Raw genomic sequence first — 25,263 nt, 5'->3', positions numbered from 1 at the left:
GATTTCGCTCACAAGTTCCTATCATTTTATTCACCTCATGACAGAGATCAAGCTGGGGGAAAACGAGCCACTCACACACGCTAAACCAAGGGGAAAACACAGCGGGAAGAACAAATAAGAGATGTCGCTGAGGAGATTTCCCCTGCAATACGGTCTGAATTACAGGGGATAATTATACCAGAAAACGCTTACTGTGGTGTAAAACGGCGTAAATGTTGCACCGTTGCCAGCCAGGCGGCCAACCAGCCAATCATGCCAGCGATTAACAGCAGCAGAAGAGATTCATCCCAGCTTAATCCTTTGACGGCAAACGTCGTACCGAAGACGGACGCCACCTGCGCCACCACCGCACCCAGTTTCCAAACCAGCGCCTGCGATAAAATCAGCGACAGCACCGCGCCACCTACGCCCATCGCCGCCCCGCCATTCAGGAACGGGCGCAGAATAAAGCCATCCGTCGCACCGATCAACTTCATCACATTGATGGTTTCGCGACGGCTGAAAATACTCAAACGCACGCTGTTGCCAATCACCAAGAAGACGGCGACGATCATCAGGACACCAATCATCGCGGAAATTTGCCCAACCAGATTGGTCAATGCCACCAACCGCGCAAACCAGCTATCGTCCATCCGTACTTCATCCACGCCCTGCGTCGCCGCCACGCGGTCGCGCAGCGTCGTCAACGTGTTGGAATCCTGAAAACTCATTTTCGGCGTGATAATCGCCACGGCTGGCAGCGGGTTCTCTTCCAACATATCCAGCGCGCCACCAAAACCGGACCAGTTGCGGAACTCGCCCATCGCTTCATTGCGCGACAGATAATTGATTTTATCGACACCGTCTTCAGATTGAAGCTGCGTGATAACCGCCTGTGCTGCGTTGTCATCCAGCGATTTGTCCAGATACACCGTCAACTGCGGCGAGGGATACCACTGTGTGGCCGCCTGACTGACATTTTTCCAGACCAGATAGCAGATGCTGGGCAACGCCAACGAGATAGCGATGACCATCACGGTCAGAAAGGTAGCCAGCGGCTGGCGCAGCATATCAGCTAACGTATCGGCCCAGGCATAGCGCCACTGTTCCTGCCAGCCACCGCGCAGCGCTTTCGCTTTTGCGACAGGTTTTTTCGCATTACGGACGTTATTCGCCATCGTGGTTTCCCCCCACCATGCGGCCATCCGACAGCGTCAGCACACGGTAATTACGGCGGGCGATAAGCCCAGTGTCATGCGTCGCCATCAGGACGGTAACGCCAACACGATTGAATTCTTCAAACAGGCGCAAAATGCCTTCTGACAGCACGTCGTCCAGGTTGCCGGTCGGTTCATCCGCCAGCAATACCGCAGGTTTGTTCACCACCGCACGTGCAATGCCAACGCGCTGCTGCTCACCACCGGACAGCTGAATAGGATAGTTCTTCGCTTTATCCAGCAGGCCAACCTTGTCCAGTGCGGCGGATACCCGGCGACGGATATCCTCACTGCTGGCGCCCGCGATGATGAGCGGCATCGCGACGTTGTCATAGACCGTGCGTTCCATCAGCAGGTGGTGATCCTGAAAGATCATGCCGATCTGGCGTCGCAGGAACGGGACTTCGCGTTTTTTCAGGCGGCTGATATTGTGGCCGCCAAACAAAATCTGACCCGCGCTAGGACGTTCAATGCCACAAATCAGTTTCAGCAGGGTACTTTTCCCTGCGCCGGAATGGCCAGTCAGGAACGCCATTTCCGCGGGGCGCAGATGGAAATCCACCCCTTGTAATGCCTGACGCCCACCGAGGTAAGCTTTACTGACCTGTTCAAAACGAATCATCCGTTTTAATCCTCTCGGGCAAAAAGTGCCTCAATAAAATCATCGGCCTTGAATGGCCGTAAATCTTCAATACCTTCACCGACCCCAATATAGCGGATAGGAATAGCAAACTGGTCAGCAATGGCGAAAATCACCCCGCCTTTCGCGGTGCCGTCCAGCTTAGTCAGGGTAATGCCCGTCAGCCCAACCGCCTCATTAAACAGCTTGGCCTGGCTCACTGCGTTCTGCCCGGTGCTCGCATCCAGCGTCAGCATCACTTCATGCGGCGCGTCTTCATCCAGCTTCTTCATTACGCGTACAATCTTTTTCAGCTCTTCCATCAGATGCGCTTTGTTCTGCAAGCGACCGGCGGTGTCCGCGATCAGGACATCAACGCCGCGCGCTTTCGCTGCCTGAATCGCATCGAAAATCACCGATGCCGAATCCGCACCGGTATGCTGTGCCACCACCGCCACGTTATTGCGCTGTCCCCAGACCTGCAGTTGCTCGACCGCCGCCGCACGGAAAGTATCCCCCGCCGCCAGCATCACGGATTTGCCCTGTGCCTGGAACTGGCGTGCCATTTTCCCGATGGTGGTGGTTTTACCCACGCCATTAACGCCAACCATCAGAATGACATACGGCGTTTTGCCTTCGATATTCAGCGGGGCATCCACCTTAGCAAGAATCTCCGCCATTTCTTCTTTCAGCTTCACAAAAAGCGTATCAGCATCTTTCAGTTGGCGGCGGCTAGCGTGCTCAGTCAGGCTGCCGATAATTTTACGGGTCGTCTCAACCCCAACATCGGCAATCAGCAACTGTTCTTCCAGTTCGTCAAACAGATCGTCGTCAATTTTCTTACCGCGAAACAATCCGATAAATCCGGAACCGAGGTTCTGGCGCGTTTTTACCAGACTGCGTTTCAGGCGAGCGAAGAAACCTTCTTTCGTCGGACGTTCCTGCTCTTGCGCCACAGCCGGGAGATCATCCGGCTGCGTAGGTTCTGGTTCTTCGTATTCTTGTTCTTCCTGCTGCGCAACGTCCAACTCAGCATTAACCACCGTCGCGCTGTCGGCGATCGAGGTCTGCACGATCGGATCGACGATATCACGATCGAGAACGTCATGGTCGATCGCGTCAGCAAAGGCGGTAACATCACGCTCAGCAACCGATTGGATCACGTCTTCCGCTTCAACCTTTATCTGTTCTTCAACCTTTATCTGTTCTTCAACAACTGGCTGCTCTGGCGGCTGTTCCTGTTGTTTCTCTTCCTGTTTCCCTAATCCCAGCCAGGAAAAAAAACCGCGCTTCTTTTCTTTTGACATGTGCGATCGCGCTCCACGCTGCTCACCGCAGCGAATCAATCAATGAAAATCATATTTAAACAACAAGTTTAACACTTTCCGGCCGACAGCAACACGCAGCCAACGGGGGCAATGGCAGACAATTCTCCGCGCTGCCGACAATCTTCGTAACGAAAGGCACTGTCCGTAACGAAGTGTGTCAAACACCGTACGTGATCGAAAGGCCGCAGACAGCACAAAATTTTGGGTTAAGCGCCTTAACGTCCATCTTAACATTCCCTCTACACGTAACCGCCGCTAGAATAGCGCCAGAAATTTCCTGCCCGCATCCACACCATGATGATGCGGCACAACAATAACCCTGTGAGCTATGGCTAAAAAAAATGCATCGTCAGCCGCCGGACAAATCCGAATCATCGGTGGTCAATGGCGCGGCAGAAAACTTCCGGTTCCTGATAGCCCCGGTTTACGTCCCACCACCGATCGCGTACGGGAAACGCTGTTTAACTGGCTGGCTCCCGTCATTCAACAGGCGCGCTGTCTGGACTGTTTTGCTGGCAGCGGTGCGCTCGGGCTGGAAGCCCTTTCTCGTTATGCTGCACACGCCACATTATTGGAGATGGAGCGTGCAGTCGCCCAGCAATTAACGCAAAATCTGGCGCTGCTTCGGGCGGAAAACGCCGAGGTGATCAATACTGATGCCTTGAGCTGGCTGGCAAAGCCGGGCACACCGTTTGACGTTGTGTTTCTCGATCCACCGTTTCGCAAAGAACTGCTGAACAACACGCTTGCTCTGCTGGAACAACAGGGCTGGCTGGCACCCGACGCGTGGATTTACGTGGAAACAGAAGCGGAAAATGCGCAACTGACTATCCCGGAGAATTGGCAACTGCACCGTGAAAAAATTGCGGGCCAGGTCGCCTACCGTTTATACATCCGTCAGTGATCTTCGCAGCGACGTAAGGGTAAGAGATGATTTTGATTAACCTTGGCAGATTACTGATGCTGGGCGTGTGGGGATTTTTGTTGCTTAACCTGATTCAGCCGTTCCCCAAGCCGTTGAATATCTTCATGACCGTGGCGATGGTATTTATGATCCTGATGCATGGTTTTCAACTGCTGCTGTTAAAATCCAGCCAGCCGAAAGACAGCCCTGCGCTGAGCCGCGCGCTTCAGGCACGCATTTTCCTTTTTGGCGTGTTTGAGCTGCTGGCGTGGCAGAAAAAGCAGCCTAAGCCACCGAAGCCGTAATCGCTACCTCTGCTGGGGCACAATCCGAATTGAGGCACAATGCGAATAAAGCTCGTGCCCTTTCGCTCAAAGGACACGCGCCGAGAAAATCAGGGTTTCTTGCCGGGAAGATAAGGGAACGCGGCAACGTTATCGCCTAAATCAGAAATGCGTGCGCTGCCTTTTTCCGTCACGGCATCAATGCGAATGATCGCCTGTAGAGGGATGAAACTGCGGCTCACGCCGGAGAATTCCGTTTTCAGTTTCTCGGTTGACGGGTCAACCAACACCGTAGACTGGCTATCAAACACGACGTCGGCGATTTCAATAAAACCGAATAGGCTGCTCTGCACCAACTCACGCACGTAAAGCTGGTAATTCTTACCGTTATTTATAAATTGAATACGATAAAGCGCGGATTCATTACTCATTCAACACAATGCTCCCTTACAAGACTTCACGGCGCCCATCTACAATAAAAACAGGCGATAACATACCATGAAGCTCACAGAAATCGCATCCGTCTCACCCCGTGTTGTTTAACTTCCCCACAATCCCCTACACTGAACAAAGAACGGTTTATTTTTATCCTGACACAAACAAAAACACAAAAAGGACACGCTATGCTTTGGTCATTTATTGCTGTGCTTTTTTCTGGTTGGTTGTATGTGGACGCCAGCTACCGTGGTCCAACGTGGCAACGTTGGTTATTCAAACCGGTCACGATGCTACTGCTGCTGGCGCTAGCCTGGCAGATGCCGCTACTTGGTGTGCTGGGCTATCTGATTGTGCTGGGGCTGCTGGCCACGCTCGTCGCAGATACCCTGCTGTTGCTGCCGACTCAGCGTCTGCTTTACGCATTTGGCGCCTATTTCCTCTCCCATCTGCTGTACACCATTAGCTTTTTTACCGGACAGATTTCACTGACTTTCTTTTGGCCGCTGGCATTAACGCTCGTCATTCTGGCCGTGATCCTGATCGCCATTATCTGGGGACGATTAGAAACACAGCGTTGGCCCGCCTGCGCATTCATCATCATGACGACGTTAATGGTCTGGATTGCTGGCGAGCGGTATTTTGCGCTGGGGACAAACGCGAATGTCTCCCTGCTGACGGGCACCGTACTGCTATTTATCGCCCATGCGGCTTGGCTGATTCACCATTACCGTTTTCCATTCCGTGCCCATCAAGCGATTGTGGCGGCGGGCTATTTTGGCGGCCATTTCCTGATCGTTCGCTCCCTCTATTTCTGACGTTCGCGGCGCTCACGAAAATCTGGCTAAGCATTAAGCGGCGGTGTAAAGTTCCTGATGAGAATGTAAGTCACTAACAATGGAGGAAGAGATGCACTCTCATCAGCATAACCACAGCACTGAGAAATCAGCCTGCTGCAATAACAGCGTTCACCGCGCGCCACGCCGCGCCAAAAGTTGCTGCAACGAACACACGCAGCATTCGAACCACGCCGACCACAGCTGCTGTTCAACCAAACACACATCTGACGCCGTAGTGCAAAGCACGTGCGGTACAGATCAGTCGTCGTCAGACAGCGGCGGTAGCACGGATTCAGACGACCCCGACGGCGGAGACAGCGACAGGCCCCGATCCCACCAGCGTTTCAGTTGGAAAATCAGCGGGATGGATTGTCCCAGTTGCGCACGTAAAATCGAAAATGCCGTAAAAAATCTCACCGGAATTGAACAGGCCAAAGTGCTGTTCGCCACCGAAAAACTGGTTGTTGATGCCAACACCGATATTCGACTCCAGGTTCAACATGCCGTTCAGCAAGTGGGCTTCATCTTGCAGGACACCGCACTCCCACTCGCCCCACCCGACACCTCGACCGTACGTCGCTTCGTACATGAATATGGTTTCTTAATACTTTTCACTCTGCTGGCTGCTGCAAGCTGGGGACTTTCCCTGCTAAGCGAGCGCGGCGGGCAGATCGCGTTTATCGCGACCACCATCATCGGGCTGATTCCGATACTGAAGAAAACGGTGCAGCTCATTCGCACGGGTACGCCCTTCGCGATTGAAACACTGATGAGCGTGGCTTCCATCGGGGCGCTCTTGATTGGCGCCACCACCGAAGCCACCGTCATCCTGCTGCTGTTTATGCTGGGCGAACATCTGGAATCTTACGCGGCAAACCGTGCACGGCGGGGCGTAACGGCGCTGATGGCGCTGCTTCCCGAAGATGCTACGGTCGTCGGCAACGGGCAGCGACGCCTCGTTCCCGTCGCCAGTCTGGTTCCCGGTGACGTGATTGAAGTCGCCCCCGGTGGCCGGCTCCCCGCCGATGCGGAACTCTTGAACAGCGACGCCAGCTTTGATGAAAGCGCGCTGACCGGTGAATCGGTTCCCGTTGAACGTACGCCCGGTGAGAAAATTGCCGCAGGCAGCCTGTGCGTCGATCGGGTCGTGCAACTGCGCGTGGTGTCACAGCCGGGCAACAGCGCGATCGACCGCATTCTGCAACTGATCGAAGAAGCGGAAGAGCGCCGTGCGCCGATAGAACGCTTCCTCGATAAATTCAGCCGCTATTACACGCCAGCCATCATGCTGCTGTCGCTGCTGGTGATTCTGGTGCCGCCGTTGCTGCTGGCGCAGCCGTGGCAAGAGTGGATTTATCGCGGCCTGACGCTGTTGTTAATCGGCTGTCCGTGTGCACTGGTGATCTCAACGCCTGCGGCGATTACGTCGGGGCTAGCCGCTGCAACGCGCCGTGGAGCGCTGATTAAAGGCGGCGCGGCGCTGGAATCGCTGGGCAGCATCAAGACTATCGCGTTCGATAAAACGGGCACGCTGACAGAAGGCAAACCGCAGGTGACGGACGTATTGCCCGCCGCAGGCGTGAGCGCAACGGCGCTGCTGACACGCACCGCCGCCGTGGAGTCCGGTTCACACCATCCGCTTGCCAAAGCGATTGTCCAGCATGCGCGATCCAGCAGCACGTTCCTGCCAATGGCGGAAAATCGCAAAGCGCTGGCGGGTGTCGGCGTGGAAGGTACGATTGGCGGCAAGCGAATTCAGGTCAGCGCGCCGACTCGTGTCGCGTCCGACTTGCTTGATACCGACTGGTTACAGCGGGTTGAGGCGCTGGAAAACGAAGGAAAAACCGTCGTGGTGGTGCAAGAGGACGATAGTCTGCTCGGCGTGCTGGCGTTGAGCGATACGCTACGTCACGATGCGCGTGAAGCGCTGGATGCCTTACAGCAGTTGGGGATTCGTGGGGTCATGCTCACGGGCGATAATCCCCGCGCGGCGGCGGCGATTGCGGCGACATTAGGGATCGATTACCGCGCCAGCCTGCTCCCCGCCGATAAGGTCGCGGCAGTCAGCGAATTGAGTCAGCAGCATCCTGTGGCAATGGTCGGCGACGGCATCAACGACGCACCGGCGATGAAAGCCGCAACGATCGGGATTGCGATGGGAAGCGGTACGGATGTGGCGCTGGAGACGGCCGATGCAGCCTTAACGCACAGCCGCCTGACCGGTCTGGCGGCGATAATTAGCCTGTCGCGGGCGACGCAGCGCAATATTCACCAGAACATTACTATCGCGCTGGGGCTGAAAGCCGTCTTTCTGGTCACCAGCATTCTGGGTATTACCGGGCTGTGGCTCGCCGTGCTGGCGGATTCCGGCGCAACGGCGCTGGTCACCGCCAACGCGCTGCGGCTGCTGAGAAAACAGGACTGATATTACCGTTGCTGGCTGTTGGTTGAAGGATCGAGATACACGGAGCGACCACGGGGCGAGGCCTCCCTACGGGAACCTCATCCCCGTGTTTCTCCTAATCACACACGTCAACGAACGATATAACGCACCGAGTATTATTAACCTTTGCGCAGCAGATAACGATAGGGAACTTGCTCGGTCTCTTGTGTCAGAAGCTCATGCTCCATGAACACGCAAAAACTGGGAATATCGCGGGTGGTGGCCGGATCGTCGGCAATAATCAGCAGCGTTTGCCCAGTTTCCATCTGGCGTACCGTCTTACGCACCATCATTACAGGTTCAGGGCAGCGCAGCCCCTGTGCATCAAGGGTTTTATCCGGGTTGGTAAAGGGATCGGTCATCAACGTTCTCAGTACAGGAATCAAAAAACCGCCTTAGTTTACGCTGAGGATTTCCCGACGCAAGCGACGACAACATTTGCGCATAAAACAACCATTTTTTATAGGCAAAACACATGCCCGTAGCGAAATAATTGCATTAACGAAACAATTGCGTATTATGCCGCCGCGTTGCAGCATAAATCTGCACGTTATCCCTTGGGTTCCCTAACCCCAATAACCAAAAAGGTCACATTATGTATCGTTTTACTCCCCAGCAGCGGCTTACGGCGCTGATCTGGCTATCGTTGTTCCATGTCCTGATCATTACGTCGAGTAATTATCTGGTTCAGCTCCCGGTATTGATTTTCGGTTTTCATACCACCTGGGGCGCGTTTACCTTCCCGTTTATTTTTCTGGCAACTGACCTGACGGTACGAGTTTTCGGTGCGCCGCTGGCGCGTCGTATCATTCTCACCGTGATGGTGCCTGCTCTGGTCATTTCCTATCTGGTGTCGAGCCTGTTTTATCAGGGATCGTGGCAGTCGTTCGAGGCATTCAATCAGATAAATATCGTCGTGGCACGTATCGCCTGCGCCAGCTTCATGGCTTATGTTCTCGGCCAGATTCTGGATGTTCATGTCTTTAATCGACTGCGTCAGAAACGCGCGTGGTGGATCGCGCCGACTGTGTCGACCGTGTTTGGTAATTTCAGCGACACGCTGGCCTTTTTCTTCATTGCGTTTTACCGCAGTACCGATGCCTTCATGGCGGCAAACTGGGTTGAAATTGCGATGGTGGATTATGCCTTCAAGCTGCTGATCAGCTTGGCATTCTTCCTGCCGATGTACGGCGTCATGCTGAACATGGTGCTTAAACGTCTAAGCGAACAGAAAGACTCGGCCGACTACCGTTCCGTCAGCAGCCACCATTAATGCCAATCAGGCGGCCATTTGTGCCGCCTTTTCTCATCAAGTCACTCATCGTTTTGTAAAAATAACGCAGGCAACAACAACGGTTTGCAACAACAAAATGCTTGTTTTTGCTATCTGAATAGGGTGCCATACTGTTATTACCTGTTTAAAACGATTATCGGTTTCAAAAACGAGAGAAAGGGATCCCATGTCGAATATCATTAAATACCTCGGTGTCGGCTTGCTTGTCGGCCTGCTTGCTGCCTGTGATGGCAAAACGGATGACGCTGCAAAATCGGGCGCGCAAGATAAGCCTGCCGCAGAAGCCAGCGCAGGTCAGAATATTGAATTAATGAATGGTAAGATTGCGTTTACCCTGCCAGCCGATATGCGTGATCAAAGCGGTAAAGTCGGTACGCAGGCGAACAACATGCACGTTTACGCCAATGATAATGGGCAGAAAGCGGTCATCGTGATTCTTGGCGACAACACCACGGAAGAGTTGACCGTGCTGGCACAGCGTCTGGAAGATCAACAGCGCACGCGCGACGCCAACCTCCAGGTCGTTACCAACAAGACCATCGACGTTGACGGCAAGAAGCTGCAACAGCTCGACAGCATTATCACCAGCAGCGGGCAGCAGGCTTATTCCTCCGTCGTGCTGGGTAAAGTGGAAAACCAACTACTGACCTTGCAGATCACGCTGCCAGCGGATAATCAGCAGCAGGCACAGACCGAAGCTGAAGGCATCATCCACACGCTGAAGCTGAAATAATCTCCCCACCAGTCTCTTAATAAATCCCCAGCTCATTGGGGATTTTAGGTTCCTGCCAGCTTAGCTTTTAACCTGAGAAACACAGCATCGCTCTACCTATGCCGACATGGGAGAAAGATCAGCTCTTTTTCTATGTGTTTTATTTAAAAATGAAACTATTTCAATATTAATCAATTGATTACATTGTTTTTAGTTCTTTCCTCGTACTATTGAGTTCCCACTTCGCTTGCTATCCTTTGAAGACTCATTAAGCAACAGGATTCATGCCAAGGATTGGTGGGTAGGATCAGATGTTACAGGGAACGTCTTCACAATTTTTCTATTGTCCCCATTCCGCACTCTATTTGCCCGTTCCAGCGTGAATACCTCATCGCGAAAACCTCATGCAGACCACCGCGCAGGTTTTTATTTTAATCAGGATAGTGACGTGCCGCTCTGGGAAAACTCGGGGCGTGCGGTAGCCATGGCGAAGGAAAAAGGAGAGGACAGGTGGCAAACAGTGCAGGATTACAGTTCACCGTAAAGGTCGGTGCCCTGGAAGCAGGCACTTTCGCGGTGGTGGATTTCAGGCTGGATGAAGGGCTGAATCGGCCTTTCAGCCTGTCGCTGAGTCTGGCGAGCGCGTTGCCGGATGTCGATTTTGGTGCGGTGCTGGACCAGCCGTGTGAGCTGATGATGTGGTATGAGGGCGAGCTAAAACGTCGGGTCAGCGGGATTATCAGCGGCTTCACGCAGGGCGACACCGGATTCCGGCGCACGCGCTATCAAGCGGAAGTCCGTCCGGCGCTGTGGCGGCTGGGGTTACGCACCAATGCCCGCATCTTTCAGGCGCAGAAGCCGGAGGCGATTATCGGTACGTTGCTGGAGGAAGCTGGCATTACCGACTACGCCTTTGCACTGCGCCACGACCACGCACCCCGCGAATACTGCGTGCAGTATCGGGAAAGCGATTTAGCCTTTATCACCCGCTTGGCCGCCGAGGAGGGTATGTATTTCTTCCACGAATACGAAGAAGGTAAGCACCGCGTGGTGTTTGCCGACGATGCGGGTGCATTGACCAAAGGCCCCGAGCTGTTCTTCAATCTGGCGACACAAGGGCTGAGTGAGGGCGAATATGTTCGACGCTTCCACTATGCGGAGCGGGTGAGCACATCGGACGTCGAGCTGAAAGACTACAACTTCAAGACACCGGCTTACGGGCTGTCACACAAGAAAATGAGCGGCGAACTGTCGCACCAGCGCGAAAGCTACCAGCATTACGACTATCCGGGGCGCTATAAGCAAGACCCGAGCGGCAAGGCGTTCAGCGGTTACCGGCTGGATGCGCTGCGCTCAGGGGCGGTGACGAGCGAAGGGGAATCCAACTGTGCGGGGCTGATGCCGGGCAACACGTTTACGCTGACGGAACACCCGAATGCGGCGCTGAACGCGGTGTGGCAGACAGTGAGCGTCACGCACGTCGGGCAACAGCCGCAGGCGCTGGAAGAGGAAAGCGGCGGCGAACCGACGACCATGAGCAACAGTTTTACTGTGGTGAAAGGCACGACGACGTGGCGTGCCGCCATGCCCTACAAACCGATGGTGGACGGCCCGCAAATCGCCACCGTCGTCGGTCCAACGGGGGAAGAGATCTACTGCGACCAGTATGGTCGGGTAAAACTGCAATTCCCGTGGGACCGCTACGGGGCGAGTAACGACCAGAGTTCCTGCTGGGTGCGCGTCAGTCAGGGCTGGGCGGGCGGCCAGTACGGCATGATTGCGATCCCGCGCATCGGGCATGAAGTGATCGTCAGCTTCCTTGAAGGCGATCCGGATCAGCCGATTGTGACTGGGCGAACCTTTCACGCCACCAACCGCCCGCCTTATGACCTGCCAGCCCACAAGACACGTACCGTACTGCGCACGGAGACGCATCAGGGAGAAGGGTTTAACGAGCTGCGCTTTGAAGATCAGGCCGGACAGGAGGAGATTTACCTTCACGGTCAGAAGGATCTCAACGCGGTTATTGAAAATGACGTCGTCTGGCACATCAAACACGACGCGCATACGGATATTGATCATGAGCGAGTGACCCGCATCAAAGCAAACGACCACCTGACGGTCGAGAACGAGAAACGTGACCACATTAAAGGGGACTACTCGCTGACCGTTGATGCCTCAATGCACCAGAAACTGGGACAGGCTTTGCTGGTTGAGGCCGGACAGGAAGTGCATGTAAAAGCGGGGGCTAAGGTGGTTCTTGAAGCGGGCGCGGAGCTGACGCTGAAAGTCGGGGGAAGCTTCGTGAAGATCGATCCCAGCGGCGTGAGCATCGTTGGTCCAGCGATCAATATTAACTCAGGGGGCAGCGCGGGTAGTGGTTCGGGTTGGGCCGGACAGAGCCCTATTCTGCCGGGCGGTGTTGCCGTCCCCCTTGCTCCACCCGCGACATTACCTGCACCCGCCATTCATAAAAGCATGGAATCGATGTCACCGTTGGTCAAACCTTGCCCCCTTGCGAAGGGAGGCAAAGCATGAGTCTGAATACGTGGCAAGCACAGCATAGCGGCACCCTCTTTGCTATTGTCGACGGCGCGTTAGATCGCGCGGCGGTATCCCGTTTCTATGAACTCAGCCAGGGTGAAGCTTTCCCCCTCTTTGCGGGGACAGAATTTGACGAACAAGTGGCACTTGGTCCCTGGCTGTTGTCTAACCCTTCACCTGCATTCGTGTCGGATTCTCCAGCACTGAGTGGTTTTTATCTGGTCAGCGAACAGTCGACAGACGTCGTTCGCCGCCATTGGCAAAGCCTGATATTGGCTATCCGTGAAGGAGAGGCGGTCTGGTTTCGTTTCTCTGAACCCCAAATCTTCCTGCCGATGCTCTGCGCCATGAGCCCAGCAGAGCAAGATGCCGTCCTGGGTCCGTGCACTGGACTCTGGATCAACGACACCGGGTTTACACGAAATCCCGATACGCCATTTCATCCCGCGTTAAAAACTCCCTGGTTTCACATTCGTCCGCCTCATCTGGCGGCGTTGTATGACGAGGATCGTCATGCCTATATTCTTCGTCGGCGTCTGTGGCAGACCATGACGAGCATGATGGCACGTCATCCCGATCCGGCCGGGGCTATTTTGTCCGTTCTCAGGCAAGCCAATGCGGAGAAGCTTCAGGAAGACGTGCTCGATGGAGTGGTAGCTGGAGCCTTGACCTTACAAGTCGGGCTTCCTCTGGAGAGTATTCGAGCGCCGCTGATGCTGACCGAAGCTGAATTCGCGCAGGTCAACCACTGGATGGTGCAGCATAATGAATTAACAGGAGTTAACTAATGGCAGCCGATCCTTACTGTATCCCCTGCGAACATTACGATTGCTGGATAGAGATTGATGTTCGTGATGAACACAATCGTTCGTTTAAAGGGCTAAAAGCGACACTGACCGACGATACTGGCAAGTCTGAAACGGTGAAGCTTAACGACGGGCCGACGCTGGTGCGCGGTTTTGCCGTTGGCCCGATAACGGTCAAACTGGAGACGCAACCCTGGCTCAAGGCGGCGCAATCCCGTGAGGCCTTGAAGGAAGGGCAAAGTGCCGTGCCCGCCTATGTAACAGAGAAGATCGGGCATGAGGAAACTCCACGGGAACATATTAAAGCGACCACGGGTGACCTGTGCCTGACCGCGCCTGAACACCCGTTGCCAGAGGCGCATCAGGAAGGAAAAGCCGGCAAGGTTCGCCTATTTACCAAACATTCCTACGTTATCGAAGTCAAAGGTTACCCGATCAACGTGTTACGCATTGGTGTGTTCTTCGACGGTACGGGGAATAACACCTATAACGCCGAATCCGGCCTTAAAAAAGTGGAGCAATGGCTGGCCGAAACCTGTTCCGACCCAGTACAGCGGGAGAAAGAGCTACGCGGCTGCCAGATGGGGCGGCTTCCGGTGAGTGACAGTGCGGCGAACGATAAAACCAATGTCTGGAAACTCTATGAGCAGTTTAACGTCGGTGGCGAAACGTTAAGTGCGCATGCTTATATCAGCGGCATTGGTACGCGCGATCCGGTTGCAGGAAACGAGGGCCAGGAGTACCGATCGGACAATATGCTGACAAAAGGGCTGGATCTGGACTTTGGCAGTGAAAATACCTCTATCGTTGGCAAGGTGAATCAGGCCTGCGAACAGTCTATCGTACAAGCGATAGATGATGATCTGAAGGAGGCTCTTTCTAACATCGACTGCATCCACCGTATTGTCTTCGATGTGTTTGGCTTTAGCCGTGGGGCGGCGGCGGCACGCCATTTTGTTAACGTGATCGACCAAAAGGCCGATCACCCGCTGGTGCAAGCGGTGGACAAAACCAGCACCATCCGCCTGAAAGCCGGATTTGACTGGGCCAGTCGTGACGATGTGCGTATCACCTTTGTCGGGATTTTTGATACGGTGGCTTCATCGTATCATCCCAGTCTCAACATCCGTTTGCAGGATGACTGCGCCGAACGGGTGGTGCATTTAACCGCACTGGATGAGGTGCGCAAGCACTTCCCCTTAACACGCATCACGCCTACGGCGATTGGTACCAGCATCCCCGCGCATTTTACCGAACTGGCGCTGCCGGGTGCACACTCAGATATCGGCGGCGGGTATTACAGCCGCTGGAGCCTGCGTAACCCGAACAGTGACCCAGCGCTAACCGAGTGCCTTGAACTGGAGCGCTTTATGAGCGAAGAAGCGACGACTACGCCGGAGACGGAAAGTCGCGCCTACCGTCAGGCGAAAGCCTATGCCGAAGAGAAGATCGCGCAGGGCTGGGTGGATCGGCTTCACCCGCATTTACCGCGTGCGGCCACGCCCCCCGTGGGGGCAATCAGTTTGATCCCCTATTCGTTTATCCGCAAGCGCGGTAAGGATGATGTATGGCCGAAAAAGGCCGTGTATGTGGAGGTGGTGATGAACCGCGTGGTAGAAGGGGAATACTCGCGTATCCCGTTACATATGATGGTGGAGGCCGGACGTTCTGCTGGGGTGCCGTTTAAGGTGTGGGATCCCACAATAAACGGGCATCTTCTTGAATCTGGAGCCATCAAATTGCCAGCGGTTAATCTGGCTAAATTGGATCAACTCTGGGCATTGGCAGCAACCGAGCAGGGCGTGATAAAGAACCTGAGTCAGCAGCTTTCTCCCGAGGTTTATCGGGCGCTACGTCGTGACTATGTACACCGCAGTGCCAGTAACCAGGGGATATCCAGTCCGGCGGGAACCCACCAACAGGAAACCACCGTCAGCAAAGAACGGCGGCATATCATCGGTAATCAGGAGGCATGATGTTCAGGTATTTTATCATGGTCGTGGGGCTATGCATTTCGCTGGCCGCTTGCTCAAGTCCACATGTCAGAACTCCGGTTAACTGGCGTTATGGTACGGGCAGTAATATTGATGAAACGTGGACGACCAACGTTGAGTTTTATCGTACTGGGGCATTTATTGGCGGCTATCCTGGGGGCGGAGTAGGCCCTGGTGCCAGTGTAAAACGGATTACGGAAAAACGTTATTACTGGGCCGGCGGTGGTGGTTTGCCTGTAGAAGGAATGGCGGTTCCCGATCACGCAGTGGTCGAAATGGTGTCCCTCTATGATCGTAAGCGGTACCGAATCACGGTTGATCTACCGGCAAATTTAGTCCAGCAAATGCAACAGCGCTACCAAGTTGGCGAACGCACTGATCAACGAAATCGGCTCTATTTTGGTCTGGCTCCCGGCGGGTATTATGAGGTGGTATTGATGGGGCGTGGACTTGGCGTCAGTCCAGACCTCTTGCTTGCCCGAGGTATTGCCGGAGAGGTCACTGACAATTGGTATGATAAAAAATTCCCAATCGGCGTGAGCCAATACACGGTGACTCTCCAGAACTTTGACAAAGAGTACGGTGAACTGTTTAAACAGCACCCTATCCCATTAGGTATGGACTGGGCACCGATTATGGATGCCTACCGCGCTAAGCAGCCTAAAACCGATCAACAGCCGATTAAATAACACGATGTCACTACGCAACAGGTTGGACGAGGGTCTGTTGCGTTGCCTTCTGGCAACCAGGGCATATCCAGTCCAGCGGGAACCCACAAACAGGAAACCACCGTCAGCAAGGAACGGCGGCAGTTAATCGGCAATTTGGAGGCATGATGTTTAAATATTTTATTATAGCGGTGGGGTTATGCATTTCGCTGGCCGCCTGCTCAAGCCCAAATGTCAGAACTCCGGTTAACTGGCGTTATGGCACTGGCAGCAATATTGATATCACTAACAATACGCGAACGGAATTTTATCGTGGTGGAAAACTTATTTATGCCGATCGTGAAGCGGGCGGTGGAGCGGGTGGGCTGCTGAGTGATCGGATCACAGGCAAACGTTACTATTGGGCAGGAGGGGGAGGATTACCTACCGAAGGCGTTGTTGTTCCTGACAAAGCCGTGATAGAAATGGTGTCCTTTTACGATCGTAAGCGGTACCGAATCACGGTTGATTTACCTGCAAATTTAGCACAACAAATGCAGCAGCGTTATCAGATTGGCGAGCGCATTGACCAACGTAACCGGCTTTATTTTGGTCTGGCCCCCGGCGGTTATTATGAGGTGGTCTTGATGGGGCGTGGGCTTGGCGTTAGTCCAGACCTCTTGCTTGCCCGTGGCATTGCCGAAGAGGTCACTGACAATTGGTATGATAAAAAATTTCCAATCGGCGTGAGTCAATATACGGTAACGCTTCAAAACTTTGACAAAGAGTACGGCGAACTGTTTAAACAGTACCCTGTCCCATTAGGCATGGACTGGGCACCGATCATGGATGCCTACCGCGCCAACCAGCCTAAAACCGATCAACAGCCGATTAAATAACACGATGTCACTAACGCAACAGGTTGGACGAGGGCCTGTTGCGTTGCCTTCTGGCAATATGGAGGCACAATGTTCAGGTATTTTATTATGGCTTGCCCTAGTCTTCTACCGTGCGCTGGGTCAGTCGCCATGTCAGTGCCAGACCGCCTAGCCCCAGCAGAGCCGCCGCCAGATAAATAGAGGCGATACCGGTATAGGCCATCAGCACGCCCGCTACCGGCCCGACGATGCCCAGCGATAAATCGAGAAATATCGTATAGGTTGCCAACGCGCTACCCTGATTCTGCGGCGATACGGCCTGAACGGCGACAACGCCTAATGCCGGGAACACCAGAGAGAAACCTGCCCCCGCGAGAAACGCACCGACTTCCGCCATCAGCGGCTGCGTCGCACCCCAGACCAACAGCAACCCCACGATCTCAACCACAAAGCACGCCATCGCTACACGCAGCCCGCCAAACCGCTGAATACTGTTAGGAAACACCAACCGTGCACCGACAAAGGCACAGCTGAAAATGGTCAGCGTCAGCGCCGCACCTTCCCAATTCCGATCGGCATAAAACAGCGTGATGAAGGTCGCAATCACACCAAAACCCGCAGAGGCGATCGCCAGAATAATGCCGTAAACCCAGACTTTCCCCAGCACTTCGCGGAAGGGAATCTTTTTCCCCGGCGCGACCTGCACCGTGGGGCGCGGCAGCGCGAGGACAATCGCCACGGCTGCGATCAGGATAATGCATACGGAAAGCAGTTTTAGCCCACCGATATGGTTGAGCCAGACGCCGAGCGGTGCGCCAATTGCCATCGCGCCGTAAGTCGCAATACCGTTCCATGAAATCACGCGCCCGATGTGTCGAGAGCCGACCACACCGACGCCCCAGAGCGTTGCACCTGTACCGGCAAAGCTCTGTCCGGCGCCGAGCACAATACGCCCAAGACACAACAACAGCAGCGTGATTGCAGGCGAGGCGTCGCTAAAGGCGGCCAGCAGGTAAAACACTCCGCTCAGCATGACGCCAGCTAATCCCCAGACGACGATTTTCTTCGGTCCTTTTTCATCGGCGCGGCGACCTGCGTACGGCCGGCTCAGTAGCGTGGAGAAGTACTGTAGGCTGATCACCAGCCCGGCCCAGAATGCACTGTAGCCAAGGTGATCGTGCACATACCCTGGAAGCACCGCCAACGGCAGGCCGATATTCAGATAGCTGGCGAAGTTGAACACCACAATCGAAACGATGCGCAGATTAAGGCGCAGACCGCTCAGCGCCGGTTCGGATGGGGAAGGTGTTGGCATGGAAAATTCACTCGCTTAACGTCCGTGTATGACGTACGTTCAGAAAAACATCGAAAAGTAACATTCTTATATTGTTGGTTATAATCAAACTTATAATCCCGAACACAGGAGAAACGCAATGCCTGTACCGGCAGATCCGGATCGTCAGTCAACATCCTCAACGCCAGAGAAAAACGCGTCACCGCAGAAACCGCACTCGTTGCTTGGCAAAAGCAAACGCCTGATCGCACGTATTCAGGCCATTCCCAGCGTGGCGCACCTGATTCGCGCGGGCGAACGTTTCAACGATCGGATGGGCAACCAGTTTGGCGCAGCGATTACCTACTTTTCCTTTCTGTCGCTGATCCCGATTCTCATGGTGTCTTTTGCCGCCGTGGGTTTCGTGCTGGCCTCCAACCCTGACCTGCTGACGGGGCTGATTAACCGTATCGTCAACAGCATCAGCGATCCTAACCTGGCCAATACGCTGAAAAGTACCGTTAACACCGCCGTGCAGCAGCGTACCACCGTGGGGCTTACTGGGTTACTGATCGCACTCTATTCCGGCATCAGTTGGATGGGAAACCTGCGTGAAGCGATTCGCGCCCAGTCGCGCGACGTGTGGGAACGAAACCCGAAAGATGAAGAGAAGATTTACTTTCAGTACACGCGGGATTTCCTGTCGCTGATCGGCCTGGTCATTGCGCTCATTATTACGCTTTTCCTGACCTCTGTTGCCGGCACCGCGCAAAACATGATTGTGAACGCGCTGGGGCTCGATGGCATCGAGTGGTTGCGCCCCGCGTTGACACTGATTGCCCTGTCCATCTCCATCTTCGCCAACTATCTGTTATTCCTGTGGATATTTTTCGTTTTACCGCGCCATAAACCCAAGCGAAAAGCGCTCTTTCGCGGCACGCTAATCGCCGCCGTGGGCTTTGAAGTGATCAAGTTCGCGATGACCGTCGCGCTGCCTAAACTGGCCAGCTCCCCTTCCGGTGCCGCGTTCGGTTCGGTCATTGGCCTGATGGCGTTCTTCTATTTCTTCGCGCGTCTGACGCTCTTCTGCGCTGCCTGGATCGCAACGGCGAACTACAAAGGCGACACCTCGACGGATAAGAATGAGCAAGAAAAAGAACCGTCCTCCGATCGCTAAAAGCAGCGTGAAAGCACTGGTTTTCCGATCTGCGTCATGAAAAAATAAAACATCGTTTCAAGGCTATTGACTCAGTCTCGCGTAATGTTGAGACTGACGTTAATTTCCGCATTTTTTATCCCCAATAACATCAGGTGCAGGGTACCTTTTCAAACAGGCCAAAAGTGATGACAACTACTAACATTGCCGTAATCGGCGAATGCATGATCGAACTGTCGCAGAAGGGCACGGATCTTAACCGTGGATTTGGCGGCGATACGCTGAACACTGCCGTTTACATTGCCCGCCAGGTAAACGCCGATAAGCTGGGTGTGCATTACGTGACCGCACTCGGCACCGATAGCTTCAGTACCGAGATGGTGGCTGCCTGGCAAAAAGAAGGGGTGAAAACCGACCTGATTCAGCGACTGGACAACAAATTACCCGGTTTATACTTCATTGAAACCGACGATAGCGGCGAGCGTACATTCTACTATTGGCGTAATGATGCAGCGGCCCGCTACTGGCTGGACAGCCCAGAAGCAGAAAAAATCGGTCAATCGCTAGCACAATTTGACTATCTCTACCTGAGCGGCATCAGTCTGGCGATTCTGAACGCCGAAAGCCGTCAGCGTCTCCTCGCCCTGCTGCGCGCCTGCCGCGCCAACGGCGGTAAAGTGATTTTTGATAACAACTATCGCCCACGTCTGTGGCAGAGCAAGGAAGAAACGCAGCAGGCCTACACCGATATCCTGTCCTGTACCGATATCGCTTTCCTGACACTGGATGACGAAGACATGCTGTGGGGCACGAAGCCACTGGAAACGGTGCTGGATCGGACGCACGGTTTGGGCGTTAACGAAGTGGTCATCAAACGCGGTGCTGATTCCTGCATCGTGTCTGAACGCGGACAAGAGCTGGTTGATGTTCCCGCGATCAAATTGCCAAAAGAGAAAGTGGTCGATACCACCGCCGCAGGCGACTCTTTCAGCGCAGGTTATCTGGCAGTACGTCTGAACGGCGGCAGCACGCAGGAAGCCGCACAGCGCGGCCACCTGACGGCCAGCACGGTCATTCAATACCGTGGCGCGATTATCCCGCTTGAGGCAATGCCTGCGTAAACCGTACGTAGCGTGGTAATAGTAAAGGCCGCAATCGCGGCCTTTACTATTTGCTGATTAAAGATTTACTGATTAATGACTTACTGTGCGGTGGGCGCCGTTTCCTGCGGTTTTGTTTCTTCGGAAACTGCGCCTTCAGATGCCGCTGCCCCAGCGCGGGCAACCGGTTCGGCCACCGGCGTCATAATCCGGTTATACGCTTCTTGCAACGCCTTCATATTCGCTTCCGGTTCACCGGGCTGTTGGATCAACATCAGCGTTGTATCCTGTACCAGCTGCTGGTGCAGTTCCTGATTCAGCATATCGAGCGTCAACGCGGACAAATAGGTCTGGCGCAGTTTCTGATACTGCTCGGGAGAAATATCTACGACGCCATTCTGCTGAGAGCGCAGCCGCTGATCCATCAGGATGTCCGTGCTGGTACGCGCATAGGTCGCAAACAGCTTGTTCAGCTCGTCCGTCTTGCGCGCAATCAGTGCATCAAACTCTTGCTGTGTCAGCCCTTTTTCACGCAGCGTCGCCAGCTCACGTGCCATAAACGTCACGCCCGGTTCAACACCGTCGCTATTCGGTACATCCATATGAATCGCACACTGAGAACGGGTATAAAACACATTGCAGTCGAAGCGGAGGTTATTGCTCTTCAGCGAGCTCTTCTCCAGCACCTGCTGTAGGTGCCAGAACATCGCCTCCCGCGTCATATCACCCAGCCAGTAGCGAACCAGCGCCTGCGATTCACGAATCGGGTGCCACGGGGCATCCCACATCAACGACAGCGTATCCTGCTGGACGTTGTTATTCATCAGGCTGATCGCCTGCGGCGGTAGCGGGCTCAGTGTCGGCAACGGCGCGGGTGATTCACGTTTCCCTTCCAGCGGGGAGAAGACTTTCCCGATCTGCTCGATCACGCTGCGGTTATCCACATGACCGACGATGTAGAGCGTCATCGCATCTGGCGTGTACCAGGTTTTATAAAACTGCTGGAGCTGCTCGCCATTCAACGGCGGTTTGACGTCCTGAGCAGGATCGTGCGCCAGCAAGGGTGAGCCTTTCAGGCGATAGCGCCAGCTCGGATCCTGTGGGTTAACTGGAAAGGTTGCCACCTGATCGGGCACCTTCAACGCAGCCTGTAGGCGTTTTTCGTCAAACGTCATCTGCCCTGCGCTTTCCGAAAGCCACGTCAGCGCTTCTTTCAGCAGTTCGGGGCGATTATTCGGCAAACTCAGGTTATACGACGTGAAGTCGTACGAGACAATGACCGGAGGCAAGACGCGTGAGCTGTTAGCGTCCCGCATCCACATGGAAGGTCGCTGAGCGGCGGACAGCTTATCGCCGGGCGCTAAGGCCAGACGGGGAAGAAAATGGGCAAAGCCTACCTGCTGGGCGTTTTCCAGCAGCGACCCAGCATTAACAACCAGACGCAGTTCAACCCGATCACTGGGGCGCTGTGGCGTGGTTAATAACTGCCAGGTAAAACCATTATCAAGCTTACCCTGCTGCCAGGCAGGATCGGGCTGTAGTGCTTCAGCCTGCACGCCGTTGCTGACCACGGCCAGCAACAAACCACCAACGAAAAGCGCCTTTTTGGTGCCCTGCATGTGAACCCCTACTCATAGCTATCCAACATAATAAATGTGGTTATTGTTGATCATTATAGTGGCCTTGCGTCTGCCACCGCACACTCTCGTGGATATATCACGGAAAAAATTGAAGACGCGAAGTGTACCATTCCCTTGGACAGCGCGCTTTTGTCTATGTCACCTCAAGAGGCGAAATAATCCGCAAAAAAGGAAAAAATAGTCATATTTAACAATATTTTTACGTTTCTTGGCGAGCAAGAAAAGGAAGGGAAACAGTTTGGTTCGATATGTTGGCAGACAAAAAAATTCCCCACAGAGCGTTAGCGCCGTGGGGAATTGATTTAGAAAACGATACCGGAATGATGACTACACGTTGGAATTATGACTGTGCAGTCGGTGTGGCTGCGTTATCGTTTTTGTTGGTGCCAGACAGCTCAGCATCCAGTTTCTTCTCATCCAGCTCGCGGCAGTATTTTGCTACCACGATGGTCGCCACACCGTTACCAATCAGGTTAGTCAGCGCACGGGCTTCTGACATAAAGCGGTCAATACCCAGAATCAACGCCAGACCGGCAACAGGCAGGTGGCCTACGGCAGACAGCGTTGCCGCCAGCACGATGAATCCACTTCCCGTCACGCCCGCTGCGCCTTTAGAAGACAGCAGCAGCACCACCAGCAGCGTAATCTGGTGCCAGATATCCATGTGGCTGTTAGTCGCCTGAGCGATAAATACCGCCGCCATCGTCAGATAGATGGAGGTGCCATCCAGGTTGAACGAGTAGCCGGTAGGAATCACCAGACCCACGACGGATTTTTTACAACCGACCTTCTCCATCTTCTCCAGCATACGTGGCAGCACGGATTCAGAAGAGGATGTGCCCAGTACGATCAGCAGTTCTTCACGGATGTAGCGAATGAATTTGAAGATGCTGAAGCCCGTCGCTCTGGCAATGCTGCCCAGCACCAGGAACACGAACAGTACACAGGTGATGTAGAAGCAAGCGATCAGTTGTCCCAGCTGTATCAGCGTACCGACACCATATTTACCGATGGTGAAGGCCATTGCACCGAACGCACCCAGCGGAGCCAGTTTCATGATCATGTTAATGACGCCGAAAATGACCTTGGAGAAGCTATCGATCACGTCAAAAATCACTTTGCCTTTTGGCCCTAAGCGGTGCAGCGCAAAGCCGAACATCACAGCAAACAGCAGAACCTGCAAGATATTACCGCTGGCAAACGCACCGACCACGCTCCCCGGAATCACGTCCATCAGGAACGGAATCAGACCCTGTTGCGAAGCCTGTTGGGTATAAACTGCCACCGCAGACGCATCAAGCGTACTTGGATCGATGTTCATGCCCACGCCAGGTTGCACCACGTTGACCACGATCAGGCCGATAATCAGCGCAATCGTACTCACGACTTCAAAATACAGCAGGGCGACCGCGCCAGTACGACCGACCGACTTCATACTTTCCATGCCTGCAATACCAGTTACTACCGTACAGAAGATAACCGGCGCAATAATCATTTTAATTAATTTAACAAACCCATCGCCCAGCGGCTTCATTTGCTCACCAAGCTGGGGGTAGAAATGCCCCAACAGTATCCCTATTGTAATGGCAGCAAGAACTTGAAAATAAAGACTTTTAAAAATTGATGTTTTCATACATACGTCCTATGGTGGGGAAAACACAGGAGGGGAATAGGGTACGAAAATGCCGCCTGTGATTGCGCCGAAAAGTAACATTGCAATAACAAGCTGAGAATGTTTTATAAGTTTAGTTTGTGAACAACAGGTTAAAAACAAGAGCTGAATCACGTCAGCAGGAATTATAAAGAAACATCAGTGCAATTTACCTGTAACAGATGCACATTTTTTCGGCAGAAATATTGCCTTGAAAAACCCTCAAACCCCCGTCATACGGGGAATGTGCCGTTCAGGAAACCTTTCTATGAAAAGTAACATTTACGTTACCTGCAAATACTCAGGAAGGCACCGTAAGAGGATGAATCCCGGATTTTTTATCACGCCGCGCCAGCTGCATAGCAAAACGTGCCTGTGATAAAAGCAGCGCCGCGTCTTCGGGTCGAGGATCGGTAATAGTGAGGATACCCACGCTGACAGCCCGCGCAGGCTGGGAGCCCGCAGGCAAAAAAGGTGAATTAATCGCCAGCATCACATTCTGTGCCCAATATTGTGCCTGTCCGGCGGATTGCAGTTGCTTCCCGATGATAGCGAACTCATCACAGTCGAGACGCGCCAGATAGATGAGCCCAGCCTCGTTCTGTTCTTCAATCACTGCGCTGAGCTGCTTCGCTAGCGTGTCTACCTTATCCTGTTTGCCAGCAGAGGAATCCAGCCCGAACACCATCAGACTGAACGGTGTCGCGTCGGCCAGACGCTGTTCAAGGCGTCGCATAAAGTGCGCGTTGTCCGGCAACCCCGCCCCTTCCGTTCTGGCAGAAAGCGACTGCACCAGCAACTGTTGATTGCGGTTATAGCTGCGCACCAGCGCGCCCAGCTCATCATCCTGATGCCAGGACGGCAGCGTAAGCGGACGGTGGAGCATGTCGTCTGGCGGTAGATTCTGTAACTCGACAATAATCCCACGCAGCGGGTGTATCAGCAGGCGGTTAATGCACCAAGTAATGGCGATCGACATAATCAACGCCAGCAGCAGATACGTCGCCAGCATGGTTGAAAAAGTGCTGACGATAAATTGATACATCCGGTAGGAATCCGCCTGCAACACCAGATGCGCCAGCGGAGCCGAATACTGCGTCTGTGGCGGTGAATAAAGCGGAATAGAAATGCGAATTGGTAACTTAAAGACTCGCGCGATCCAATCCGGCACTGGGCGCTCTTTCGGGAAATTCGCGTGCAGCGTCTGGAAATCATCCGGCAGCAGCACATCTGCCCGGCTCAGAAAGGCAACGGGTAATAAGCTGTCCAGAATATTGCCCGCCCGCTGCACTTCCCCTTGTAACACCGCATCCGTCAGCGGTTGACGCACGGAATAGGCGATACTCTCCAACTGCTTGGCATAATCTTCACGGCGCTGATGAACGAAGTGAAAGAGCTGTATGACGATAAACAGGCTGATCGTTACCAGTGCCACGGCAGACACGGCTGTCATCTGTTTAATCGTTAATGAACGTCTGAGCCGCAAGCGCTTTCTCCGTCAACCTTTATACAAACCTAGA

Annotated in this window: 22 protein-coding genes; 13 read left to right on the top strand and 9 right to left on the bottom strand. The window is 53.9% G+C overall.

What is annotated here, in order from left to right:
• Positions 1–188 precede the first annotated feature (188 nt).
• From ftsX to ftsY, 3 genes are read right to left on the bottom strand one after another with little or no spacing between them, the layout of a single operon-like run.
• On the bottom strand, positions 189–1,157 hold the full coding sequence (gene ftsX / locus DMB82_RS00460; protein WP_102118123.1) for a permease-like cell division protein FtsX: 969 nt from the start codon (positions 1,155–1,157) through the stop codon (positions 189–191).
• Positions 1,147–1,818: a cell division ATP-binding protein FtsE gene (ftsE, locus tag DMB82_RS00455; protein WP_102118122.1), complete on the bottom strand. Its 672-nt coding sequence runs from the start codon at positions 1,816–1,818 to the stop codon at positions 1,147–1,149. The genes ftsX and ftsE overlap by 11 nt, the downstream gene beginning before the upstream one ends.
• 5 nt (positions 1,819–1,823) lie before the next feature.
• Entirely contained in the window at positions 1,824–3,122 is a 1,299-nt protein-coding gene (gene ftsY, locus DMB82_RS00450) for a signal recognition particle-docking protein FtsY (protein WP_116164047.1), read from the bottom strand.
• Between the two features lie 349 nt (positions 3,123–3,471).
• On the opposite strand from ftsY, the gene rsmD reads away from it, so the two are divergent.
• Together rsmD and DMB82_RS00440 are read left to right on the top strand one after the other, a co-directional pair.
• Positions 3,472–4,047, top strand: coding sequence for a 16S rRNA (guanine(966)-N(2))-methyltransferase (gene rsmD, locus DMB82_RS00445; RefSeq protein ID WP_102118120.1), 576 nt, complete (start codon positions 3,472–3,474; stop codon positions 4,045–4,047).
• A gap of 29 nt (positions 4,048–4,076) precedes the next feature.
• Complete coding sequence (locus tag DMB82_RS00440) at positions 4,077–4,352, top strand: DUF1145 family protein (protein ID WP_161503027.1); 276 nt, start codon at positions 4,077–4,079, stop codon at positions 4,350–4,352.
• Positions 4,353–4,441: 89 nt separating this feature from the next.
• Here DMB82_RS00440 and DMB82_RS00435 read toward each other — a convergent pair whose 3' ends face one another.
• The gene (locus DMB82_RS00435) at positions 4,442–4,762 is read right to left on the bottom strand and encodes a DUF1820 family protein (RefSeq protein ID WP_102118119.1); all 321 of its coding nucleotides are present in this window, start codon (positions 4,760–4,762) and stop codon (positions 4,442–4,444) included.
• Positions 4,763–4,954: 192 nt separating this feature from the next.
• On the opposite strand from DMB82_RS00435, the gene DMB82_RS00430 reads away from it, so the two are divergent.
• Together DMB82_RS00430 and DMB82_RS00425 are read left to right on the top strand one after the other, a co-directional pair.
• Complete coding sequence (locus DMB82_RS00430; protein WP_102118118.1) at positions 4,955–5,584, top strand: lysoplasmalogenase; 630 nt, start codon at positions 4,955–4,957, stop codon at positions 5,582–5,584.
• A gap of 91 nt (positions 5,585–5,675) precedes the next feature.
• Positions 5,676–8,030, top strand: a complete 2,355-nt coding sequence (locus DMB82_RS00425) for a zinc/cadmium/mercury/lead-transporting ATPase (protein WP_116164045.1) — start codon at positions 5,676–5,678, stop codon at positions 8,028–8,030.
• Positions 8,031–8,167: 137 nt separating this feature from the next.
• On the opposite strand, the gene tusA is transcribed toward DMB82_RS00425, so the two are convergent.
• Positions 8,168–8,410, bottom strand: coding sequence for a sulfurtransferase TusA (gene tusA, locus DMB82_RS00420; protein WP_116164043.1), 243 nt, complete (start codon positions 8,408–8,410; stop codon positions 8,168–8,170).
• A gap of 233 nt (positions 8,411–8,643) precedes the next feature.
• Here tusA and DMB82_RS00415 point away from each other — a divergent pair, with 233 nt between their 5' ends.
• The 7 genes from DMB82_RS00415 (at position 8,644) to DMB82_RS00385 (ending at position 16,944) form a co-directional block, all read left to right on the top strand.
• A complete protein-coding gene (locus DMB82_RS00415; protein WP_116164041.1) occupies positions 8,644–9,321 on the top strand; it encodes a 7-cyano-7-deazaguanine/7-aminomethyl-7-deazaguanine transporter in 678 nt (225 codons plus the stop codon).
• 187 nt (positions 9,322–9,508) lie between these two features.
• Positions 9,509–10,075: a DcrB family lipoprotein gene (locus tag DMB82_RS00410; RefSeq protein ID WP_102118116.1), complete on the top strand. Its 567-nt coding sequence runs from the start codon at positions 9,509–9,511 to the stop codon at positions 10,073–10,075.
• Positions 10,076–10,564: 489 nt separating this feature from the next.
• Positions 10,565–12,592: a type VI secretion system Vgr family protein gene (locus DMB82_RS00405; RefSeq protein ID WP_228400027.1), complete on the top strand. Its 2,028-nt coding sequence runs from the start codon at positions 10,565–10,567 to the stop codon at positions 12,590–12,592.
• Positions 12,589–13,386, top strand: coding sequence for a DUF4123 domain-containing protein (locus tag DMB82_RS00400; protein WP_040032747.1), 798 nt, complete (start codon positions 12,589–12,591; stop codon positions 13,384–13,386). Before DMB82_RS00405 ends, DMB82_RS00400 begins: the two co-directional genes overlap by 4 nt.
• Positions 13,386–15,380: a T6SS phospholipase effector Tle1-like catalytic domain-containing protein gene (locus DMB82_RS00395; protein WP_116163933.1), complete on the top strand. Its 1,995-nt coding sequence runs from the start codon at positions 13,386–13,388 to the stop codon at positions 15,378–15,380. Before DMB82_RS00400 ends, DMB82_RS00395 begins: the two co-directional genes overlap by 1 nt.
• Entirely contained in the window at positions 15,377–16,087 is a 711-nt protein-coding gene (locus DMB82_RS00390) for a DUF2931 family protein (protein ID WP_228400026.1), read from the top strand. Before DMB82_RS00395 ends, DMB82_RS00390 begins: the two co-directional genes overlap by 4 nt.
• Before the next feature lie 143 nt (positions 16,088–16,230).
• Positions 16,231–16,944 (top strand): DUF2931 family protein, encoded by a 714-nt coding sequence (locus DMB82_RS00385; protein WP_228400025.1) that lies wholly within the window; start codon positions 16,231–16,233, stop codon positions 16,942–16,944.
• Between the two features lie 97 nt (positions 16,945–17,041).
• Here DMB82_RS00385 and DMB82_RS00380 read toward each other — a convergent pair whose 3' ends face one another.
• Entirely contained in the window at positions 17,042–18,238 is a 1,197-nt protein-coding gene (locus DMB82_RS00380; RefSeq protein ID WP_116163931.1) for an MFS transporter, read from the bottom strand.
• 118 nt (positions 18,239–18,356) lie between these two features.
• Between DMB82_RS00380 and yhjD the strand changes: the two genes are divergently transcribed.
• Positions 18,357–19,373: an inner membrane protein YhjD gene (gene yhjD / locus DMB82_RS00375; RefSeq protein ID WP_102118114.1), complete on the top strand. Its 1,017-nt coding sequence runs from the start codon at positions 18,357–18,359 to the stop codon at positions 19,371–19,373.
• A gap of 167 nt (positions 19,374–19,540) precedes the next feature.
• Positions 19,541–20,473: a 2-dehydro-3-deoxygluconokinase gene (gene kdgK / locus DMB82_RS00370; RefSeq protein WP_102118113.1), complete on the top strand. Its 933-nt coding sequence runs from the start codon at positions 19,541–19,543 to the stop codon at positions 20,471–20,473.
• An 80-nt stretch (positions 20,474–20,553) separates the two neighbouring features.
• Here kdgK and DMB82_RS00365 read toward each other — a convergent pair whose 3' ends face one another.
• The 3 genes from DMB82_RS00365 to DMB82_RS00355 form a co-directional block, all read right to left on the bottom strand.
• Entirely contained in the window at positions 20,554–22,071 is a 1,518-nt protein-coding gene (locus tag DMB82_RS00365) for a M16 family metallopeptidase (protein WP_116163929.1), read from the bottom strand.
• Between the two features lie 361 nt (positions 22,072–22,432).
• Entirely contained in the window at positions 22,433–23,725 is a 1,293-nt protein-coding gene (locus DMB82_RS00360; RefSeq protein WP_102118111.1) for a dicarboxylate/amino acid:cation symporter, read from the bottom strand.
• A 319-nt stretch (positions 23,726–24,044) separates the two neighbouring features.
• The gene (locus DMB82_RS00355) at positions 24,045–25,196 is read right to left on the bottom strand and encodes a diguanylate cyclase domain-containing protein (protein WP_102118110.1); all 1,152 of its coding nucleotides are present in this window, start codon (positions 25,194–25,196) and stop codon (positions 24,045–24,047) included.
• Positions 25,197–25,263 lie beyond the last annotated feature (67 nt).

Source organism: Pectobacterium aquaticum, from assembly GCF_003382565.3.
GTDB lineage: Bacteria > Pseudomonadota > Gammaproteobacteria > Enterobacterales > Enterobacteriaceae > Pectobacterium > Pectobacterium aquaticum.
The sequence above is the reverse complement of the archived record's forward strand: the minus strand, read 5'-3'. Positions and strand labels throughout refer to the sequence as shown.

What these genes read in the sequence shown, in the direction of transcription:
- ftsX (WP_102118123.1), bottom strand. Translation starts at nt 1,157, where the DNA reads ATGGCGAATAACGTCCGTAATGCGAAAAAACCTGTCGCAAAAGCGAAA.
- ftsE (WP_102118122.1), bottom strand. Translation starts at nt 1,818, where the DNA reads ATGATTCGTTTTGAACAGGTCAGTAAAGCTTACCTCGGTGGGCGTCAG.
- ftsY (WP_116164047.1), bottom strand. Translation starts at nt 3,122, where the DNA reads ATGTCAAAAGAAAAGAAGCGCGGTTTTTTTTCCTGGCTGGGATTAGGG.
- rsmD (WP_102118120.1), top strand. Translation starts at nt 3,472, where the DNA reads ATGGCTAAAAAAAATGCATCGTCAGCCGCCGGACAAATCCGAATCATC.
- DMB82_RS00435 (WP_102118119.1), bottom strand. Translation starts at nt 4,762, where the DNA reads ATGAGTAATGAATCCGCGCTTTATCGTATTCAATTTATAAATAACGGT.
- DMB82_RS00430 (WP_102118118.1), top strand. Translation starts at nt 4,955, where the DNA reads ATGCTTTGGTCATTTATTGCTGTGCTTTTTTCTGGTTGGTTGTATGTG.
- DMB82_RS00425 (WP_116164045.1), top strand. Translation starts at nt 5,676, where the DNA reads ATGCACTCTCATCAGCATAACCACAGCACTGAGAAATCAGCCTGCTGC.
- tusA (WP_116164043.1), bottom strand. Translation starts at nt 8,410, where the DNA reads ATGACCGATCCCTTTACCAACCCGGATAAAACCCTTGATGCACAGGGG.
- DMB82_RS00415 (WP_116164041.1), top strand. Translation starts at nt 8,644, where the DNA reads ATGTATCGTTTTACTCCCCAGCAGCGGCTTACGGCGCTGATCTGGCTA.
- DMB82_RS00410 (WP_102118116.1), top strand. Translation starts at nt 9,509, where the DNA reads ATGTCGAATATCATTAAATACCTCGGTGTCGGCTTGCTTGTCGGCCTG.
- DMB82_RS00400 (WP_040032747.1), top strand. Translation starts at nt 12,589, where the DNA reads ATGAGTCTGAATACGTGGCAAGCACAGCATAGCGGCACCCTCTTTGCT.
- DMB82_RS00395 (WP_116163933.1), top strand. Translation starts at nt 13,386, where the DNA reads ATGGCAGCCGATCCTTACTGTATCCCCTGCGAACATTACGATTGCTGG.
- DMB82_RS00390 (WP_228400026.1), top strand. Translation starts at nt 15,377, where the DNA reads ATGATGTTCAGGTATTTTATCATGGTCGTGGGGCTATGCATTTCGCTG.
- DMB82_RS00385 (WP_228400025.1), top strand. Translation starts at nt 16,231, where the DNA reads ATGATGTTTAAATATTTTATTATAGCGGTGGGGTTATGCATTTCGCTG.
- DMB82_RS00380 (WP_116163931.1), bottom strand. Translation starts at nt 18,238, where the DNA reads ATGCCAACACCTTCCCCATCCGAACCGGCGCTGAGCGGTCTGCGCCTT.
- yhjD (WP_102118114.1), top strand. Translation starts at nt 18,357, where the DNA reads ATGCCTGTACCGGCAGATCCGGATCGTCAGTCAACATCCTCAACGCCA.
- kdgK (WP_102118113.1), top strand. Translation starts at nt 19,541, where the DNA reads ATGACAACTACTAACATTGCCGTAATCGGCGAATGCATGATCGAACTG.
- DMB82_RS00365 (WP_116163929.1), bottom strand. Translation starts at nt 22,071, where the DNA reads ATGCAGGGCACCAAAAAGGCGCTTTTCGTTGGTGGTTTGTTGCTGGCC.
- DMB82_RS00360 (WP_102118111.1), bottom strand. Translation starts at nt 23,725, where the DNA reads ATGAAAACATCAATTTTTAAAAGTCTTTATTTTCAAGTTCTTGCTGCC.
- DMB82_RS00355 (WP_102118110.1), bottom strand. Translation starts at nt 25,196, where the DNA reads ATGACAGCCGTGTCTGCCGTGGCACTGGTAACGATCAGCCTGTTTATC.